17 protein-coding genes and 1 pseudogene are annotated in these 16,806 nt (G+C 69.1%); 6 read left to right on the forward strand and 12 right to left on the reverse strand.

What is annotated here, in order from left to right; genetic code table 11:
* Nucleotides 1-3: 3 nt before the first annotated feature.
* Entirely contained in the window at nucleotides 4-894 is an 891-nt protein-coding gene (locus HNR22_RS12045; RefSeq protein WP_179780444.1) for an NmrA/HSCARG family protein, read from the reverse strand.
* Nucleotides 895-980: 86 nt separating this feature from the next.
* Between HNR22_RS12045 and HNR22_RS12050 the strand changes: the two genes are divergently transcribed.
* Nucleotides 981-1,520, forward strand: a complete 540-nt coding sequence (locus HNR22_RS12050) for a TetR/AcrR family transcriptional regulator (RefSeq protein WP_179780445.1) — start codon at nucleotides 981-983, stop codon at nucleotides 1,518-1,520.
* A gap of 10 nt (nucleotides 1,521-1,530) precedes the next feature.
* Here the strand turns inward: HNR22_RS12050 and HNR22_RS12055 are convergent, their stop codons facing one another.
* A complete protein-coding gene (locus tag HNR22_RS12055) occupies nucleotides 1,531-2,727 on the reverse strand; it encodes a serine hydrolase domain-containing protein (protein ID WP_179780446.1) in 1,197 nt (398 codons plus the stop codon).
* 120 nt (nucleotides 2,728-2,847) lie between these two features.
* On the reverse strand, nucleotides 2,848-3,858 hold the full coding sequence (locus tag HNR22_RS12060) for an aldo/keto reductase (protein WP_246380803.1): 1,011 nt from the start codon (nucleotides 3,856-3,858) through the stop codon (nucleotides 2,848-2,850).
* 160 nt (nucleotides 3,859-4,018) lie between these two features.
* Between HNR22_RS12060 and HNR22_RS12065 the strand changes: the two genes are divergently transcribed.
* Entirely contained in the window at nucleotides 4,019-4,900 is an 882-nt protein-coding gene (locus tag HNR22_RS12065) for an AraC family transcriptional regulator (RefSeq protein WP_218906359.1), read from the forward strand.
* Between the two features lie 18 nt (nucleotides 4,901-4,918).
* Here the strand turns inward: HNR22_RS12065 and HNR22_RS12070 are convergent, their stop codons facing one another.
* From HNR22_RS12070 to HNR22_RS12090, 5 genes are all read right to left on the reverse strand, one after another.
* Nucleotides 4,919-5,335, reverse strand: a complete 417-nt coding sequence (locus HNR22_RS12070) for a type II toxin-antitoxin system VapC family toxin (RefSeq protein ID WP_179780449.1) — start codon at nucleotides 5,333-5,335, stop codon at nucleotides 4,919-4,921.
* Nucleotides 5,317-5,571 carry a FitA-like ribbon-helix-helix domain-containing protein gene (locus HNR22_RS12075; protein WP_099856412.1) on the reverse strand — a complete coding sequence of 85 codons (255 nt, stop codon included), beginning with the start codon at nucleotides 5,569-5,571 and terminating at the stop codon, nucleotides 5,317-5,319. Before HNR22_RS12075 ends, HNR22_RS12070 begins: the two co-directional genes overlap by 19 nt.
* 106 nt (nucleotides 5,572-5,677) lie before the next feature.
* A complete protein-coding gene (locus tag HNR22_RS12080; RefSeq protein WP_179780450.1) occupies nucleotides 5,678-6,565 on the reverse strand; it encodes a hypothetical protein in 888 nt (295 codons plus the stop codon).
* A gap of 43 nt (nucleotides 6,566-6,608) precedes the next feature.
* The gene (locus tag HNR22_RS12085; RefSeq protein WP_179780451.1) at nucleotides 6,609-7,328 is read right to left on the reverse strand and encodes a hypothetical protein; all 720 of its coding nucleotides are present in this window, start codon (nucleotides 7,326-7,328) and stop codon (nucleotides 6,609-6,611) included.
* Nucleotides 7,329-7,420: 92 nt separating this feature from the next.
* Nucleotides 7,421-10,198 carry an AfsR/SARP family transcriptional regulator gene (locus HNR22_RS12090; RefSeq protein WP_246382007.1) on the reverse strand — a complete coding sequence of 926 codons (2,778 nt, stop codon included), beginning with the start codon at nucleotides 10,196-10,198 and terminating at the stop codon, nucleotides 7,421-7,423.
* Between the two features lie 163 nt (nucleotides 10,199-10,361).
* On the opposite strand from HNR22_RS12090, the gene HNR22_RS12095 reads away from it, so the two are divergent.
* The 3 genes and pseudogenes from HNR22_RS12095 to HNR22_RS12105 all read left to right on the forward strand — a co-directional run bounded on the left by HNR22_RS12095 (nucleotide 10,362) and on the right by HNR22_RS12105 (nucleotide 12,554).
* Nucleotides 10,362-10,799 carry a hypothetical protein gene (locus HNR22_RS12095; protein ID WP_179780453.1) on the forward strand — a complete coding sequence of 146 codons (438 nt, stop codon included), beginning with the start codon at nucleotides 10,362-10,364 and terminating at the stop codon, nucleotides 10,797-10,799.
* A 387-nt stretch (nucleotides 10,800-11,186) separates the two neighbouring features.
* Complete coding sequence (locus HNR22_RS12100; protein WP_179780454.1) at nucleotides 11,187-11,618, forward strand: hypothetical protein; 432 nt, start codon at nucleotides 11,187-11,189, stop codon at nucleotides 11,616-11,618.
* A gap of 108 nt (nucleotides 11,619-11,726) precedes the next feature.
* A pseudogene (locus HNR22_RS12105) lies at nucleotides 11,727-12,554 on the forward strand (M55 family metallopeptidase).
* A 46-nt stretch (nucleotides 12,555-12,600) separates the two neighbouring features.
* On the opposite strand, the gene HNR22_RS12110 reads toward HNR22_RS12105, so the two are convergent.
* Both HNR22_RS12110 and HNR22_RS12115 read right to left on the reverse strand, forming a co-directional pair.
* Complete coding sequence (locus HNR22_RS12110) at nucleotides 12,601-12,789, reverse strand: DUF397 domain-containing protein (protein ID WP_179780455.1); 189 nt, start codon at nucleotides 12,787-12,789, stop codon at nucleotides 12,601-12,603.
* The gene (locus tag HNR22_RS12115) at nucleotides 12,779-13,627 is read right to left on the reverse strand and encodes a helix-turn-helix domain-containing protein (protein ID WP_179780456.1); all 849 of its coding nucleotides are present in this window, start codon (nucleotides 13,625-13,627) and stop codon (nucleotides 12,779-12,781) included. The genes HNR22_RS12110 and HNR22_RS12115 overlap by 11 nt, the downstream gene beginning before the upstream one ends.
* 343 nt (nucleotides 13,628-13,970) lie before the next feature.
* On the opposite strand from HNR22_RS12115, the gene HNR22_RS12120 reads away from it, so the two are divergent.
* Nucleotides 13,971-15,164 carry a helix-turn-helix domain-containing protein gene (locus HNR22_RS12120; protein ID WP_179780457.1) on the forward strand — a complete coding sequence of 398 codons (1,194 nt, stop codon included), beginning with the start codon at nucleotides 13,971-13,973 and terminating at the stop codon, nucleotides 15,162-15,164.
* A gap of 161 nt (nucleotides 15,165-15,325) precedes the next feature.
* Here the strand turns inward: HNR22_RS12120 and HNR22_RS12125 are convergent, their stop codons facing one another.
* Both HNR22_RS12125 and HNR22_RS12130 read right to left on the reverse strand, forming a co-directional pair.
* The gene (locus tag HNR22_RS12125; protein WP_343059796.1) at nucleotides 15,326-15,946 is read right to left on the reverse strand and encodes a hypothetical protein; all 621 of its coding nucleotides are present in this window, start codon (nucleotides 15,944-15,946) and stop codon (nucleotides 15,326-15,328) included.
* A gap of 69 nt (nucleotides 15,947-16,015) precedes the next feature.
* Nucleotides 16,016-16,432 carry a hypothetical protein gene (locus tag HNR22_RS12130; RefSeq protein WP_179780458.1) on the reverse strand — a complete coding sequence of 139 codons (417 nt, stop codon included), beginning with the start codon at nucleotides 16,430-16,432 and terminating at the stop codon, nucleotides 16,016-16,018.
* Nucleotides 16,433-16,806 lie beyond the last annotated feature (374 nt).

Genomic DNA, 16,806 nt, shown 5'->3' on the forward strand with positions numbered 1-16,806 from the left:
GCGTCAGGAGAACGTCCGACGCGCCCACGTACGGAAATCGGTGGTGGGCAGGCCGAGGGCGCGGGTCATCTCCGGTCGGGCGGGGCTGCCGTTCTCGTTGATCTGCTCCACCGCGTTGACCATGGCGGGCAGCAGGCCGCGCTCGACGGCCTGCTGCGGGGTGAGCACGGGCGCGGTGACCGCCCGGCCGGTGACCTCACTGAGGATGGCGGCGATCTCGGTCATGGTGAGCAGGTCGCCGGCGAGTTCGACGTCGAGGCCGTCGAGCCTTCCCGGGTTGGTGAACGCGGTCGCCGCGGCCTCGCCGATGTCGTCGACGGCGATCCACGGAAGCCGCGTGTCCGCGGCGAAGCCGGTGATGATCGTGCCGCTGGACCAGTCGCCAAAGAGGTAGGACCAGCCGACGAGGTTCTCCATGAAGGTCGAGGGCTTGAGGACGGTCCAGTGTGCGAAGCCACCGGAGCGCACCATCTCGTCGATTGCCGCCTTGCTCTCCCAGTAGTGCCTGTCCCACCGGCCCTCGGCCCATCCGGGCTGGTTGCGGTGGAAGTCGCCGGCACCGGAAACGCTGCTGTGCACCACGTGCGACACGCCGGCCCGGCGGGCCGCCTCGACGACGTTGCGACCGCGGGTCACCTCGGCATCGCCCTGCATGTTCGTCACGTCGGGATACGGGATGGAGAAGAGGCCGTCCATCCCGTCCGCCGCGGCGAGCAGCGACTCCGCGTCGTCCAGGTCGCCGGTGACCAGTTCGGCGCCCCGCTCCCGCAGAGCCTTGGCGCTGTCGCTGCCCGGGTCCCGGACCAGGGCACGGACCGCGACGCCCCGGTCCAGCAGCGCGCGGGCCGTGGCTCCGCCCTGCTTGCCCGTCGCGCCGATGACGAGAACAGCCATGGTGCCTCCCCAGAAACAAGTGGGGTGGTCCCCCACTTTTCATCGGCTACGATATGGGGGACCACCCCACTTTGGCAAGGCGGGCCATGAGAGCGGACGCACGGCGCAACTACGACCTCATCGTCTCCGCGGCCTCCGAGGCGATCGCCCGCGACGGCGCGTACGCCTCGCTGGAGGAGATCGCCCGGTCCGCCGGAGTGGGCTCGGCGACCCTGCACCGGCACTTCCCGACGCGGTGGTCCCTGCTCCAGGCCGTTTTCCGCACCTGCGTGAGCAACCTGGCGGCCCGCGCCGGAGACCTGCTGACGGCGCCGGACGCCCTCGACGCGCTGACGACCTGGCTGCACGAGGTCACCGCGTACGCCACGACAACCCGCGGCCTCGCGGATTCGCTCCTGAACGAGCCCGCCGAGGAGACCGACGCCTGCGGTGCGACGCTCGTCGCCGCCGGTGAACCGCTGCTGCGCCGAGCCGCCGACGAGGGCTCCGTGCGGCCCGACGTCACAATGGCCGACCTGATGATCCTCGCCAACGGCATCTCACTCGCGGCGCAGCCAGCGGGCGCGGCCAAGGCGGAGCAACTGCTGGCCCTCGCCCTGGAGGGGATCGGGTCAGCAGGTCGATGACGGCAGCGCGTCAGCGGTCGGTGGCGCACAGCGCCGTCTCGACGCTCCGGTTCACCGCGCCGAGCATCTGCTCGCTGGTCGGCAGGCCGGTCACGGCGACGACGGCGCTCCGGCCGTCCCTGGTGGCGAGGTTGCGGGTCTCGAAGCCCTGGATGTCACCGCCGTGACCCCAGGCGTAGCCGCCGCAGGGCAGCTCGTACCGGGCGACGCCAAGCCCGTACGCGTACTCCCCGGCCGGCTCGAACCCGGGCGCGGGCACTGTCGTCATCAGGGCCGTCTGCTGCGCGGGCTTGAGCAACCTGCCGCCGACCAGCGCGTCGAAGAAGGTCCGCAGCTCGTCCGGCGTCGACACCAGCTGGCCGGCGGACCAGCCCAGGGACGGGTCCATCTCGGTGACGTCCACCCACGGCGCGCCAGGCGCCACCGCGACGTAGCCGTGCGGGTGGGTGCCACGGAGCCGCTGCTCCCCGACGCCCGGCCAGTAGGTGTCGCGCAGACCGAGCGGCCTGATGATGCGGTTGGTGATCTCCTCGCCGATCGGACGTTCGGTGACCTGCTCGACGACGAGCCCGGCGAGGACGTAGTTGGTGTTGCTGTACTCCCACTTCTCCCCCGGCGCGAAGTGCGGTGCGTCGGTGAGCGCCGCGTCCACCAGCCGGCGCGGCTCGTAGTACGAGTGGCTCTTGTCGATCAGGTCCTGCGACCTGGTGAACAGCACGTCGTCGTAGTCGGGCAGGCCGCTGGTCTGTTGCAGCAGCTGTCGTACGGTGATCCTGCCGCCGTCGTTGCCGTTGCCGCGCACGACCCCGGGCAGGTAGTGCTCGACTGTGGCGTCCAGGTCGATGCGGCCCTCGCCCACCAGTTGCAGGACGACCACCGCGGTGAAGCTCTTGGTGTTGCTGCCGACGCGGACCTGGCCGTCGCGGGGAACCGGGCGGCGGGTCTGGAGGTCACCGACACCGGTGGTGTAGTCCCGGACCCGCCCGTCGGCCCCCCGCACCGAGGCGAGTACGCCGGGGAAGCCGCTCTCGCTGACCAGGCCGTCCAGTTGTCGCTGCACGACGTCGCGCGGGCCGTCGCGCCGCGCGGTGTCGGCGAATGCCGAAGGGCCGGTCAGGGCGGCGCCGACGGTGACGGCGGCCAACGCGGCGGCGGCCATCCGCACGGTACGACGGCGGCGGGAGGGATCGTTTGGTGTCACGGGCATGATGACTCCTCGGTATCGGGAACGCTTGACACCATCAATGGTTCAAGAAGTCCGATACCTGGACGATCCCCCCTGCTGCCCTCCTTCGGTACAGCCTGCGCTACCCCGGCCGGTCGGTGATCAGTACCTGACCGCGTCGGGGGTGAGCCACGGCGACGGGCTGCTCGGCTGGCCGTCCACTGTCGCGCCAGCGAAGGCGAGCCTCGGCGCGAGGAGCCGATTGTTGTCGGCGGGGAAGTTCAACGCGGGCGTCGACACCTCGTCGAGTCGTTCCGTCTGCCGCGGCGACAACCGCACGTCCACCGCGTCCAGGTTCGCCTTGAGCTGATCGAGGCGGCGCGCGCCGATCAGCACCGAGGTCACGCCCGGTCGGGCGCCGACCCAGGCCAGCGCCGTGGCGGCCGGGGTCACTCCGGCCTCACCCGCCACCTCGTGCAGCACGTCGATGACCTGCCAGTCACGCTCGGCGGGGCCGCCCACCAGCGCACCACGCCTGGTGTCCACGGCGTCGTTCCCACGGACGAACTTCCCGGAGAGCCAGCCGCTCTTGAGCGGGCTCCAGGGCAGCACTCCGAGGCCGTGCTCGGCCGCCATCGGGATCAACTCCCCCTCGACGGTCCTTTCGAGCAGCGAGTACTCGAGCTGCAACCCGATCGCCTGCGTCCACCCACGGAAGTGGGCGACGATCTGCGCCTCGGCCGCCTTCCACGCGGGCAGGTCCGACAGGCCCACGTACCGGATCTTGCCGGCCGTGACGAGGTTGTCGAGGGCGCGCAGCGTCTCCTCGATCGGTACGCCCCGGTCCCAGTTGTGCAGCCAGTAGATGTCCAGGTAGTCGGTGCGCAGTCGGCGCAGGGACTCCTCCACCTGGGCCACCACGGCCTTGCGCCCGGCGCCGCCACCGTTGGGATCGCCGAGGAACAGGTTGCCGAAGAACTTGGAACCGAGGACGATCCGGTCCCGCAGGCCCGGCCGAGCGGCCAGGTAATCGCCGATGATCTTCTCGGAGTGGCCGTTGGGGTAGATGTTGGCGGTGTCGATGGAGTTGCCGCCACGTTCCAGATACTCGGTGATCATCGCCTCCGACTCGGCGACCGAGGCTCCCCAACCGTGATCCTCTCCGAAGGTCATGGCACCGAGAGTGTACGGACTGATGCGCAGGCCAGAGCGGCCCAGTGTGACGAAATTGTCGAGTGGCATGCGTCCAGTGCACACCTGCGGGCCTATCACCGAGTAGATCAGAACTGGCAGCGCGTTGCCCGATCCTGCCAAAGTCGGCAGGATGAGCCCCATGAGCGCGCTGCCCGAGATCCGCGACCTGGTGCTGCGCCACGCCGGCCGACCCGCACCGGGCGGCCTCGCCCTGCACCGCAGCGACTCCCCCACCGAGCCGATGCCGTCCCAGTCCGCGCCGGTCTTCGCGCTGATCGCACAGGGCGCGAAGTATGCGGTACTGGGCGAACGGGTCTTCTCGTACGGTGCCGGGCAGTTCGTCGTCGCGTCCACGGAGCTGCCGGTGATCGCCCACGTCAGCGAGGCCAGCCCCGCCACGCCGTACCTGGTGCTGGGCCTCGCTCTGCGCCCGCCACTGATCGCGGAGCTGCTGCTGGAGACTCCACCGTCGCGAGGCGAGCCGGCGGCGGGCATAGCGGTCAGCACCGCGAGCGACGACCTGCTCGACGTGGTGGTGCGGCTGCTGCGACTGCTCGACCGCCCCGACGACCAGCGCGTGCTCTGGGCAGGGGTGGAACGCGAACTCGTCTGGCGGTTGCTGACCAGCGAGCAGGGTGGCACGGTCCGGCAGATCGGGCTGGGCGACGGCAACGTCGTGCAGATCGAACGGGCGATCCGCTGGATCCGCGAGCATCACGCCGACCTGTTCCGCGTCGAGGATGTGGCGCGCGCGGCCGGGATGAGCGTGACCTCGCTGCACCGCCATTTCCGGGCCGTCACGACCATGACGCCCATTCAGTTCCAGAAGCTGATCCGGCTCCAGGAGGCACGGGCCCGACTGCTGGCCGAACCCGGTGACGTGGCGGGCGTCGGGTTCGCGGTCGGCTACGAGAGCGCGTCGCAGTTCAGCCGCGAATACCGGCGACTGTTCGGGCTCCCGCCGGGGCAGGACGCGGCTCGCCTGTCCCGCGTCGACCCGGCGCAGCTCGCCGACGTGTGAGGGTGCCTCGCCTGACTGTCAGGACGCCGCAAGCAATCGGATCTCGCAGCGAACGCCGCTGGCCTTCGCGAGCCGACCATCACCGGTTACGAGTGGACAGGCCATCAACTCCGCTGCCGCGACATACGCCGCGTCGTACGCCGTGACGTTGCCGCGCAACTGCCACATCCGGTCAAGCAGAAGCGGGACGCCAACCTCGTCGATGACCAGTGACGGCAGGATATCGATCGCCTCCTGGGCCCGGGCCAGGCCGAGTTTCCCACCGAGGACTTTGCCTCTGATCACCGACATGACTTCGACCAGGAGATGGCCTGGCGCGGCCCAGTGCGGATCTCCGGTCAATTCCGCTCGCGCCGCGTCCCCTATCGGCCCGTCATCCACCAGGGCGTCGGACAGGACCGACGCATCCACGACTATCACGCGGCGCTTCCCCATGGCCCGCGCTGCTCCCGCTGCTCGCTCAACTCCGCGGCACTCTCGCCCGGCAGGGAGCGAGCACCGTCCGATCGGCCGGCGAAGCGATCAAGGGCGGCGGTGTTGCGGAGACGTCGAGCCTGCGTCTCCACCAGTTCCAACAGATACGTCTGGAGTGACTGGCCACGTGCCTTGGCCTGGGCCGCCAGAGCGTCCCGTACTTCTTCCGGCACGTCCCGAATCTGAAGAGCAACCATGCATTCATTATGCATGCAACATCCCTTGGTGCTCTGGAAGACGCGGAATCCCGCTCCGCCTGCACCGGAAAGGTCGAGGCGGAGCGGGGTTCTCGGCGCCCAGCCGCTAGAACCCGTCCCACTGGCGGGCCGAGCACTTCCAGGTCTTTCCGCCATCCTGCGAGATGCAGACCACGAGGAGCGTCCCGAGGAAGGGAACTCTGACGGTGAAGATGTGAGCCTTGGTCTTCGCGTACGCGACGCCGGAGTTCTCGGCGATGTCGGCCAGCGCCCACCCCGGGTCCGGTCCCTTCACCGTGGCCACCCGGCGCAGCGAGTCGACGTCCTTGCCGTCGAGGAGCATCTCGGCGTCCTTCGCCGAGGGTTCGCCGTCACCGACCAGTGTCTCCACGGCGGACGGGCCATCCAGTGTGACTCCGTTGGCCTTCTCGAAGGCCGCCTTCGTCCCGCCGATCGTGGTGTCGCCGCCAAGGTCGAGGGTGATGACCGGTTCGCCCGTCCGGCGCGACAGCAGGCATTCCCAGACGGACTTGCCCGAGGCGACGCACATGGTCAGGCACCAGTCCCGACCGCCGGGCACCGACGAGGCGAAGATCAGCGACGTGGTCCCTGTTGCGGTGTCACCCTTGCCGTCGTACGCGCCGTCGGCGAGGTCGGCCATGGTCGTGCCGAGGATGTCCCGGCCGCCCGGCATCGTGCCCACGACCTTGACACCGTCGACCTTCTCACCTGCGACGAGCGCCGCAAGCTGATCGCCGGTGAGATCCCGGCCGCCGGCGTCGACGGCCAGCACCTTGTCCAGGTCGCCGACCGGCTGGCCGGTCAGGTCCTCGAACCATTGGAGCATCGTCTGAGGCGCACCGGGGTGGTCGGTGACCGTCGTCCGGGCCTCACCCTCGGCGGCCTGCGACGGAGCGTACGAAGCTGTCAGCCCGACGATCAGGGCCGTGGTGATGATGGTGACGCGCCTGGTGATGTCCCGCAGAGTTGTCATCCTGTCCTCATCTCGGTGATCGGTTTCGGCGGGGTCGAACGGGCTACCAGCGACACGTGACCACGTCACCAAAGTCGTTCGGGGATCCCAGGTCGCAGTGGTCGTCGATCCACTCGCCGATCTCGCCGATCGTGTCCACGATCCACGCGAACACCGACTTGATCGCGCCCCATAGGCTGAAGTAGACGACTGTCGACTCAGGGGTGCCGCCTGCCTCGTCGATGACGTCCTTCGTCGACATGGCGGCGTTCGGCTTCTCGATGATGTCCAGCACCCGTACGCCGGTGTCCTCCTTGCCGGCCAGCAGCGCCTCGATCTGCTCCGGGGTCCGCTCCTTGCCGTCGTCGACCGCCACGATCGCGCGGTCGATCAGCACCTGTCGGCTGCCGCTGACGGCTTGGGCGATCGTGGCGATCTCGCCCACCGTCAGGTCGTTGCCGAGCGCGGGACCGGTGAACCGCCGGACCGAGACGGCACCGGCCGGACCGATCTGGATCTCGCCGGCCCTGATCATGTCGTCCGCCCCGAACGGGTCCCACGCGAACGTCCACTGCCCGCCTTCGCAGCGGAACTGGCCGTGCTCCCGGCCCTCAGGCTCGGTCTCGGTCCGGACGATTCCGCCACGCTCGTCGACGTGCTGGACCACACAGTCGGTGCCCTTTGTCGGCGGCTTGTCGGTCCGGGCCATCGCAGCGGAGGACATGGCCAGCACCGTCGCGCTGACCACCCCGATCACCGCGAGGCGGTGTGCCAAACGCTTCATCGAACGCTCCATTCCTCGGAAAGAAACTGGTGTCCGAAGAGTGGCGGGCCGCGCTGAAGCGGCCCGGAAACGGCGCTGAAAGCGGGGGTACGTCAGTGGAGTCGACTGGCGTCGAGCTGTGCCAGGTCGGCACGGATCGCGTCGGCGTCGGCATCGCCCAGCTCGTCGAGGATGCGCAGGGCCCGCCGCCACGCCACCCGGGTGGCACCGAAATCGGCGAGGGCCCGGTGGCTGCCGCCGAGATTGACGTACGTGCTCGCTTCCCCGTACCGGTCGTTCACCTGCGTGAAAAGGTCGAGTGCGTGCTCGTAGCAGGCGATGGCCCGCCGGTCGTCGCCGAGCTGGTGATGGGCGTGGCCGAGGCTGTCCCACGTGTCGGCCTGTCCCTGCACGTCGTCCACCTCCTGCAACTTCCTCAACGCCTCGCCGCACGACTCGAGGGCACGGTCGTAGTTGCCGAGCAGCCCTTCCTGCCAACCCACCGCGTTGAGGGTGTACCCCTGCCCGGCCTCGTTTCCGGCCCGCCGGAACAGGGTCAGCGCCCGTCGGGAATGGCCGAGTGCCTGGTGGTGCTGCCCCTGTCGCTCCGCCAACTGACCGAGGTTCAGGCAGGTGTGTGCCCGCCCGGCGTCGTCGCCGACATCGGTGAACAGGTCGAACGCGCGGCGCAGGTGGTCGTCGGCCTCGTCGTACCGTCGAAGCCTCGAACAGGCGAGACCGAGGCTGCGGTGCGCGTGGCCCTGACCGGTCTGATCGCCGATGCGGGACGCGGCGGCCAGAGCGATGCGTTGCGTGCCGAGCCAGTCCTGCCAGTGCCCCTGCCGGTGCAGGAATCCGGCCATGGCCCAGGCGAGCCGCCAGGCGTGGCCCTCGAACCCGGCCCGCGCCGCCAGTGGCACGGCCGCGAGCAGAACGGGAACCTCGGCGGTGAACCACGCCGTGGCGGCCACCTTGTTCCTGGGACGTTCCGGCGTCACGCCCGCTCGCGGTGGCGGGAGGCTGATGTCGCTGAAGTGCGGGTGCAGTGCCAGGTCGGCCGCGTGCGCGGTGTGCAGGCAGTGGTCGAGCAGTCGGTGGACGGCGGCACTGCGCTCGGCCGGTACTTCGGCCTCGTCGGCGAGGCTGGCAGCGTACGCGCGCAGCAGGTCGTGAAACGCGTAGCGCCCGTACGTGTGCTCGGTCAGGAGGTTCGCCCGGGTCAGCTCGGTCAGCAGCGGACCGCTCGCCTGCGGGGTGATCCCGGCCAGGCTGGCGACGGCCGGGACGGAGACGTCCGGGCCGGGGTGCAGGCTCAGCAGCCGGAACAGCCGGGCCGCCGGTGGGCTGAGCGTCCGGCACGACCAGGAGAAGACCGCCCGGACGTCGGTGGCCTCGTCGCCGCCGTGGAAGGCGCCCAGATCGCCCAGCTCAGCGGCGACCGCCGCCAACGAGAAGTGCCGGTTGGTGGCGGCTCTGGCCGCGACGATGGCCAGGGCGATGGGCAGCCGCGCGCACCGGTCGGAGATGTCGTCGGCCGCGCCGGGTTCGGCGGCGATCTGGCTCGCCCCGAGTCGGCGGGCCAGCATGTCGCGGGCTTCGCCAGGGCTCAGCAGGTCGAGGGGCACCGGTTGGGCGCTCTCGGTGACGACCAGCGGGAGAAGCTGGTCGCGGCTGGTGACGATCGCCAGACAGTCGGGTGAGCCGGGCAGCAGCGGCCGGACCTGTTCCGCGTCGCGCGCGTTGTCCAGCACCACCAGCAGACGCTTGCCGGCCACCGTCGTGCGGTACAGGCTCACCATCAGGTCCCTGTCGCTCGGCATCCGGGCCACCGGAACGCCGAGCGCCGCCAGGAACCCGTGCAGCGCTCGTGCCGGGTCGGTCGGTGTCGCCGCCGGGTCGAAGCCGCGCAGGTTGACGTAGAGCTGCCCGTCGGGGAAGCGCTCGGCCGCCCGGTGCGCCCAGTGCACGGCGAGCGCGGTCTTGCCGACGCCCGCGGTCCCGGACACCACCACGGCGCCGCCCCGGTCGACGAGCGCGTCAAGGGCGGCCAGCTCCGCGTCGCGCCCGGTGAACGTGGGTACGGGAGGGGGCAGTTGTGCCGCCACCGGCGGCTGTGCCGCCGCGACCGGGGCGGGTGCGGCGATCGCGGTGTCCTGGCGCAGGATGGCGCACTCCAGATCCCGGAGCCGCGGGCTCGGGTCGATGCCGAGGTTTTCCCGCAGGGTGTCGCGCAGCCGCCGGTACGTGGCGACCGCCTCACCCTGTCGGCCGTCGCGGTACAGGGCGAGCATCAACTGCGCGTGCAGGTGCTCGTCGAGGGGGTGCTGCCGGACGAGCCGTTCCAACCCGGGGACGAGCCGAGCGTGCTCGCCGACGGACAGCCGGGCCTCGGCGAGCGCGCGTTCGGCCTCCAACCGCAGGCGGGCCAGGTGTTCCGCCTGCTCCTCAAGCCAGGCGGACCCGGCCACGTCGGCCAACGGGGGCCCCCGCCACAACGCCACCGCGGCCGTCAGGTGAGCCACCTGCTCGTTGCGGTCCGACGAGCGCCGGGCCAGTTCGAGGAGGCGCTCGGCGGCCTGGACATCCGTGGACTCCGGCCCGGTGTTGAGCACGTAACCGGGCTGACGCGCCACGATCGATCCGGGCTCGCCGAGCACTCCGCGTAGGTAGGAGACATGGCGTTGCAACGTGTTCGCCGCGGTGGCCGGCAACTGCTCACCCCAGACCACATCGATGAGCCGGTCCACGCTCACCACCCGGCCCACGTGCAGCGCCAACGTCGCCAGTACCGCCTTGCGGCGCACGCCGTTCACCGCCTGCGTGCCGTCGGCGACGACCACCTCCACCGGCCCGAGCAGCCTGACGCGTACGCCCGTGCCAGCCGTCGACATCACCGGCTCAGGCTAAATCCGCAGCTCGGCGAGCTCGGTCTGTTCGTCGCGCAATGGACACGAGCGGCCGGGCCGAACGCTCGACGTGGTTTGCACTAATGCGTTGGCAGGTTGTGACGATGATGTGGCAAGGTTCTCGTCATGATTCAGCCCCGAAAGGTCAATGGCGCGTAGGTCTCCCGGCGCGCTGCGCGCCCTGTCGAGGTCGGCCGGGCGGAACGCCGACAGGATCCGCCTCATCGACGGTCTGTCGATCGGCACCAACGCGGCGATTGTCAGGCTCGAACGCAGGCATCCCGGCACTTGGTCGCTGAAAACCGCGCTGGACGGCTATCGCCGTGCGATCAGGCGGTCGGGGCGGTGGCTGGATCTGTCTCCGGACTACTGCTCATGCCCGGGTTGCGGCGATGTGGTGGAGCACCGGGACGTCCTGGGCGATGCGCTGCGCCGACTACCAGCAAGGGCCCGCCGCGAGTTGCAGCGTGTCGTCGATCCGTTGGACCAGGAGTTTCTCCGCAAGACGTTGCCTGACCCCCGAGCTGCCGAGCTGAGTTCCTGGCACGCGCAGGCGTGGTGGCGGCAGCGGTTGAGGGAACGGTGAACGCGCTACGCCCGAGTTCGCCCGCCTGGCCCGCACATCACCGTTCTCGCTCCACTCCTACCTGGCCGAACATGGGGCCAAGCCACGGCAGGAGTACGACTGGTCCGGCTACTGCATGCTCTACGTCCTGACCTATCTGGAGGAGCGCGGCATCGACCTGGAGCGGTCGGAGTTCAATGCCGAGTCGGAGGCCATCAACAGCGTGTACGGCCTGACCATGCTCATCATTCCAGCCCGGCGGTTACTGGATGCGACTGCACCTCCGACCTCCGCGATGACCAGGTTTTGCTGCTCAACATCGGCTGAGGCCGACTCGTACCAGGCTGTGTCACCACCCCGGCCTGGGGCTGCGGCGGGGCGGACATCGACCGTTGTAGGGTGCGCGGCGTGGGATACACGGTGATGCCGTCAGGTCGTCTGAACCTCCCGGAGTCGGAGGACGCCGCTGCGGTCGCCGCTGTCCAAACTGCCATGGCTGGACGAGGTGGTTGGTACCAGCCGGATGCGTTTCCGTCGAGCGGCACGTTGGTCGACCTGGCGGTGGACGCCAGAGCCTCGATCATCCGCGACGGAGACTGGATCGAGTTCGGGTACGACGACGAGGGCGACCCCAAATGGTCGGACCAGGCGACGGCCTTCTACGTCGCGATCGCGCCGTTCGTTCGCTCGGGAACCGTCCGGATCGAGGGTGAGGACGGGGCCCGCTGGTCATACACCTACGCCGATGGGCAGGTCACCCAGCAGGGTTGGAACGGCTGGGATGGCTCCGTCGAGCCGTTCGGCGATTATGTGGACCTCCCTCCCCTGGACCACCCGTAGGCACCGCTCCTCACCAACTGCTGGCCCGAGGGGCGCCACTGGTAGCTCTCAGTCCTGAAACCAGTCGACTGGATCCGTTGTGCCAGGAGCGCGTAGGGTCCCAGCCTCATGAAGGCATTGATCTCGGTGGACCTGGAAGGCATCTCGGGGATCGTGCATCCCGCCGAGACGAACCCGGATCGCTACGACTACGAGCGCGGCCGGGCCTTGATGACGGCCGAGGCGAACGCGGCGATTGCGGGTGTCTTCGACGCCGAATCCGACGCCGTGGTGTGGGTCGCTGACGCACACGGGACGTTTCGCAACCTCCTGCCGGAGGACCTCGACCGGCGTGCCCATCTCGTGCGAGGCAAACCCCGCCCGCTGGGCATGCTCGCCGGGCTGGACGAGCAGACCGACGCTGTCTTGTTCATCGGCTATCACGCTCGAGCCGGCGCAGGGCCCGCCGTGCTGGCGCACACGATCAGTGACAGCATCCTCGACGTACGGGTTGGTGGACGGTCGATGGGCGAGATCGGCCTCAACGCCGCCCTGGCGGGACACCTGGTCGTGCCCGTCGTTCTGCTCAGCGGGGACGACAGCGCGTGTGCGGAGTTCAGCGAGCTGGTGCCCTCGGCGGTCACCGTGGCCGTGAAGCAGTCCCTGGGTCAGGCCGCCGCGGTGGCCCTGCACCCGTAGGAGGCACGGGAGCGGCTGCGCCGCGCCGCCGCCGATGCGGTCACCCGGCGCGGATCGATTCCCCCACTGAAGATGGCCGGGCCGCTGGACGTCGAGGTGGACCTGTACGGCCCCTACATGGTCGACCTCGCAGTTCTGGTGCCGGGCGTGACCCGCGTCGGCGGCGGCCGGACGGTCGCCTTCCAGGCCGCTGACTTCGGCGACGCCTACCGGCTGATTTCGCTGCTCGTTCAACTCGCGAGCATCAAGCCCGACTGAGGCATGAAGCCGGCTTCCGGTCAGCTATCAATGCGCTGCCCTCTACTCAGGGACGGCAGGTGCCCGCCTTGAGGCTGCCGACGAATGCGTCCCAGGCGGCGGGCTCGAAGCTGAGCATTCCGGTGTTGGGCGCCTTGGAGTCGCGGACGTCGACCTGGCCGCGCCGGTCGCGCACCTCCACGCACTGGCCGTTGCTGCCGGAGCGGCTCGACTTGCGCCAGGCATCACGTTTCATGCGCGCTCAACTCCTTGACGAACTTGATCGACTCGGCGGGCGACATCGCCAGCGTCTTCAGATTGTCGTACGCCGCTGACAGCCGCGCCAGGTCAGGGCTCGACTCAAGGAACAGCTCGCCTGCCAGGGTCTCGATATAGCCCAGTGGTGGCTCGTCCCGCTCAAAGCTGAGCAGGGCGAAACCGCTGCTGTCCGCCAGGTGGGCGCCGGCCTCGAAGCGCAGCACCTGGATCGTCACGTTCGGCAGCCGACTCAAGGTGACCAGGTGATCGAGTTGCTCACGCAGCACGTCCGGGCCGCCCACCTCGGTGCGCACGGATGCCTCGGAGAGGATGGCGTGCATCCGCAGCGGAGTGGGTTTCCGGCGCAGCACCTCCTGCCGGGTCATCCGGGCGGAAACCCGCTGGTCGACGGTGTCCGGGTCGGTCTCCCGGCCGATGACGTTGACCTCGCGGGCATAGCTCTCGGTCTGAAGTAGACCGGGCACGAGCATCGGCTCGAAGTTCTTGAGCTCCACTGCCTCGATCTCGTACGCGTTGTAGGTGGCGTACTTGCCACCGAGGCGCTGCCACCAGCCGTCCTCACGCAGACCGCGCGCCTGATCGAGCAGCGAGGTCCCTGGCTCCTCGTCAATCTTGACGCCGTACGCGACCAGCAACTCCATGACGTCGCCGACCCGAGGTCTGATCTCGCCCGACTCGATCCGACTGATCCGGGACGGCGAGCAGTCGACGATCGCCGCCGCAGCCTCGCCGGTCAGTTCCTTGGCTTCGCGGAGCTTGCGTAGCTCCCGGCCCAGTCGTCGAGAGCGCGGCGTCGCTGGCGTAAATCGAGGCATGTCGTGATTCTGCACCTCGTCTCGCCTTTCCACTTGCCTTGGTTCACATGCTCGGAGTGTCGATCATGCTTGTCTACTTGCTTTGCATCACATGATGCGCAACTCTGATGACTGTCGGCCACGGAGCCTCACCACAGCGTGAGCTGCGGGCATGACGACCTTCCGGTCTCCGGCTTCGTCAGAAAGCGAGCCTGCGCATGGCCTCTGAAGTCGTGTCGATCGTGTTCGGTGGCCTGGTTCCGGGCTTCCTGTTCGGGCTCCTCGCCTTCCGGGTCAAGTCGAGATGGTGCCCACGCTGCGGCGAATCCACCGAAGCCATCGAGCCGTCGCCGGGGCGGGAGCGATGACCGGACCCGGCCGACGCAACAGCAACGAGCCGCCGATCGGACGGCGGATGGCGGAGCTGCGGGCACGTCGCGGCATGAGTCAGCAGGTCTTCGCCGACAGGATTCGCAGGTCGAAGAGCTGGGTGGACAAAGTCGAGCGAGGAGTGCGTACCCTCGACCGACTCTCGGTGATCGAGACGGTCGCCGCAGCCCTCGGCGTCGCCCCGGACGTCCTGCTCGCGGGCAGAGCCCCGCGCGAGCCGGTCGCCGACACCGGCGACGACGTGGAACGACTCCGCGCGGCGCTGGCCCGCTACGACATACCCGGCCCCGGCAACGACGGCCGGCCGGCGCCGTCGGTGGCTCAGCTCGACGCCCAAGCGGGGTACGCGTGGACGGCGTACCGCAACGGTCACCACTCCCAGGTGCTGCGGCTGCTGCCCGACCTGCTCTGCGATAGCCGCACGCAGCCGGGAGACACCGCGGATCTCCTGGTACGGGTGTACCGGCTCGCCGCCCAGGTGCTGGTCAAGCTCGGCGAGGCAGACCTCGCCTGGCTGGCTGCCGACCGGGCGATGAGCGCCGCCTCCGGTGACCCCTGGCGCGCCGGCCTTGCGGCGATCTCTCTCGCGCAGGCACTGCGAGCCCTGCGGCGAGGCCGGCTGGCGATGACGGCCGCTGTCAACGCCGTACACCAACTCGACCTGGCGCCGTCTTACGTCCGCGGGCCCGGCGTGGCGGGGACCCTGCTGATCGAAGCGGCGCTCGCCGCCGCCCTCAGCGGAGACGCGAACGCAGCGAGCGAACTCACCGAACGCGCCTCTCGCCTCGCCGATGGCGAGCAATGCGACGACGACGGCATTGCATTTGGTCCCGCTCCGGCCGACCTCGCTCGTGCCCTGATCGCGATGTCGTTTGGCGACCACCAACTGGCCGTCGCTATTCACCGACGGGTCACCAGCGGTAACGCCTGGCACCTACTTCCCGCCGAGCACCGGGCCGCGCACCTGATCGACATCACCCACGCCTGCCTGAACCTCGGTGACGCCCGCGCCGCCGGTCGGGCGTTGGTCGCCGCCGACCACATCGCCCCTACCGAGACGAGGAACCGCCCCGCCGCCCGTGCGGCGCTGACCGCCGTGCTCCGCGCCGGCCCCACTGCTGCCGACGTGACCCGCCTGGCAGCAACCATCGGATTGACCCGGCATTAGCGCTGACGCAACCCGCAGCGCACGTGTCCGTACGGCCGTCAGACCTGACGACCGGCCTTGGCGCGCCTGGCCCGCTCCCGAAGCCGGTTCCAGCACGTTCTGCGCCTCGGCCTCTGTGGTGACCGGCCCTCTTGGCTGTACGGATGGCTGTGCAAAAACGGTTAGAGGAAGTCTCCCCAGAAGGCGACGGTAGCCTGCGGCTCCTGGCCTCGATCCGGTGCCGGTCCACCGAACTCCGAATGGATGTAGTCCTCCAGGTCATCGCCGTAGTAGATGATGTCGGTCTGATACATCGACAGGACCGGGTGCCCATACGAGCCGCGGCCGGAGGGCAGGAAACGGTGCCCGAACACGGGCACCATCTGCGGCACGTTCTGGAGGTACGGCTTGGCAGCTGCTACAGCCTCACGGCGGTTACTGGGCCGCTCTCCCCAGCTCCCATGCCAGTAGCCGTTGTGCTCGACATCGAACAACACGCCATCCGCGGGCCACGCAAGGCGATCGCGGAGGGCCGACTGGTCTCCTCTTCGCCAGTCTGGCCAAGAGGGCCCGGTAGGTAGCCCGGCGACCAGGAAGGCGCGGTGGTCGTCGGCGAACTGAAAGCCGAAGGTGTGCTCCACGCGAGCAAGTTCCGCTTCCGTCAGACCGCGCTGAATCTTGATGTGGCCGAGTTCCCTCAGCCGGCGGGCCGCCGCGAGACCGAGGGCAGTGCCTTCCGGGTTGAGGCCCGGAGCAGGCTCACTGCGGTCGACCTTGCGAAAGCGGTGCAGGAACTTGCCCACGGCTTCCTCCGAGGTCTTCAAAGGTGTTGTCGTCGTTCGTCCGCTCACCAAGCAGGGAGTGGGGACCCGTCATTCCAGGCCGAAGTCGGCGGGCCTTTCGGCAGCTTTGACTCTGAACGCAGTCTCCAGAGCCTCGCCTTGGGGGCCGAGGAGGGTATCCAGATCATCTTGCCTGGACTCGGCGTGGTCACCGTCCAAGTCGTGCTCAACGAGGTCTGCTACGAGCTCGGCGTGTGCCGCCAACCCGAAGTACCGCATCGCGTCCATGGCTCGTTTCAGACGGAAGGGCTCGTTCACCTCGACAGCGAAGCCCAAGCCACCGCCCATCGCCGAGTTGTAGAAACGCAGCAGGTACGAGAGCTGCACGATGCCTCGTGGAGTGCCCTCGGGAGCCTCGCCATCTGCGCCGTAGTCAGCGGCATGGTTCCAGATGATGTGTAGTTCATCCAGGCCGGCGCGCCTCCTGACCTCCTCCACCTCAGCCACGGTGCAACCGAGTTCGATGCGAGCGGCTTGTGTCATGAGGTCGAGGTCGGATCACAAACGCAGGGTATCGGCGGGCAACCCCTGCCGGTCGACGCACGTCCACCACAGTCAGGTGCACGGATCTGTCGCAGACAGCGAACAGGGGCGTCGCACATCAGTTGGCCGACGGACGACCGCAGCGTCCGCCTCAATCCTGATGCCTTGGCAGACTGACTGCGTAACGGATGAGCAGGGCCAAGACAAACCCAACACCGATCAGCCGCCCCGCACACCAACTCTGAAAATCGCGAGGCAGTTGGCAGAGGAGCTGGCTGGGATGGCGAATGTGGAGGTCGACAACATCGAGGGCGGGATCACGGTGGGCGTCACACCAC

Source organism: Micromonospora jinlongensis, from assembly GCF_013410645.1.
In the GTDB taxonomy this organism is placed as follows: domain Bacteria; phylum Actinomycetota; class Actinomycetes; order Mycobacteriales; family Micromonosporaceae; genus Micromonospora; species Micromonospora zamorensis.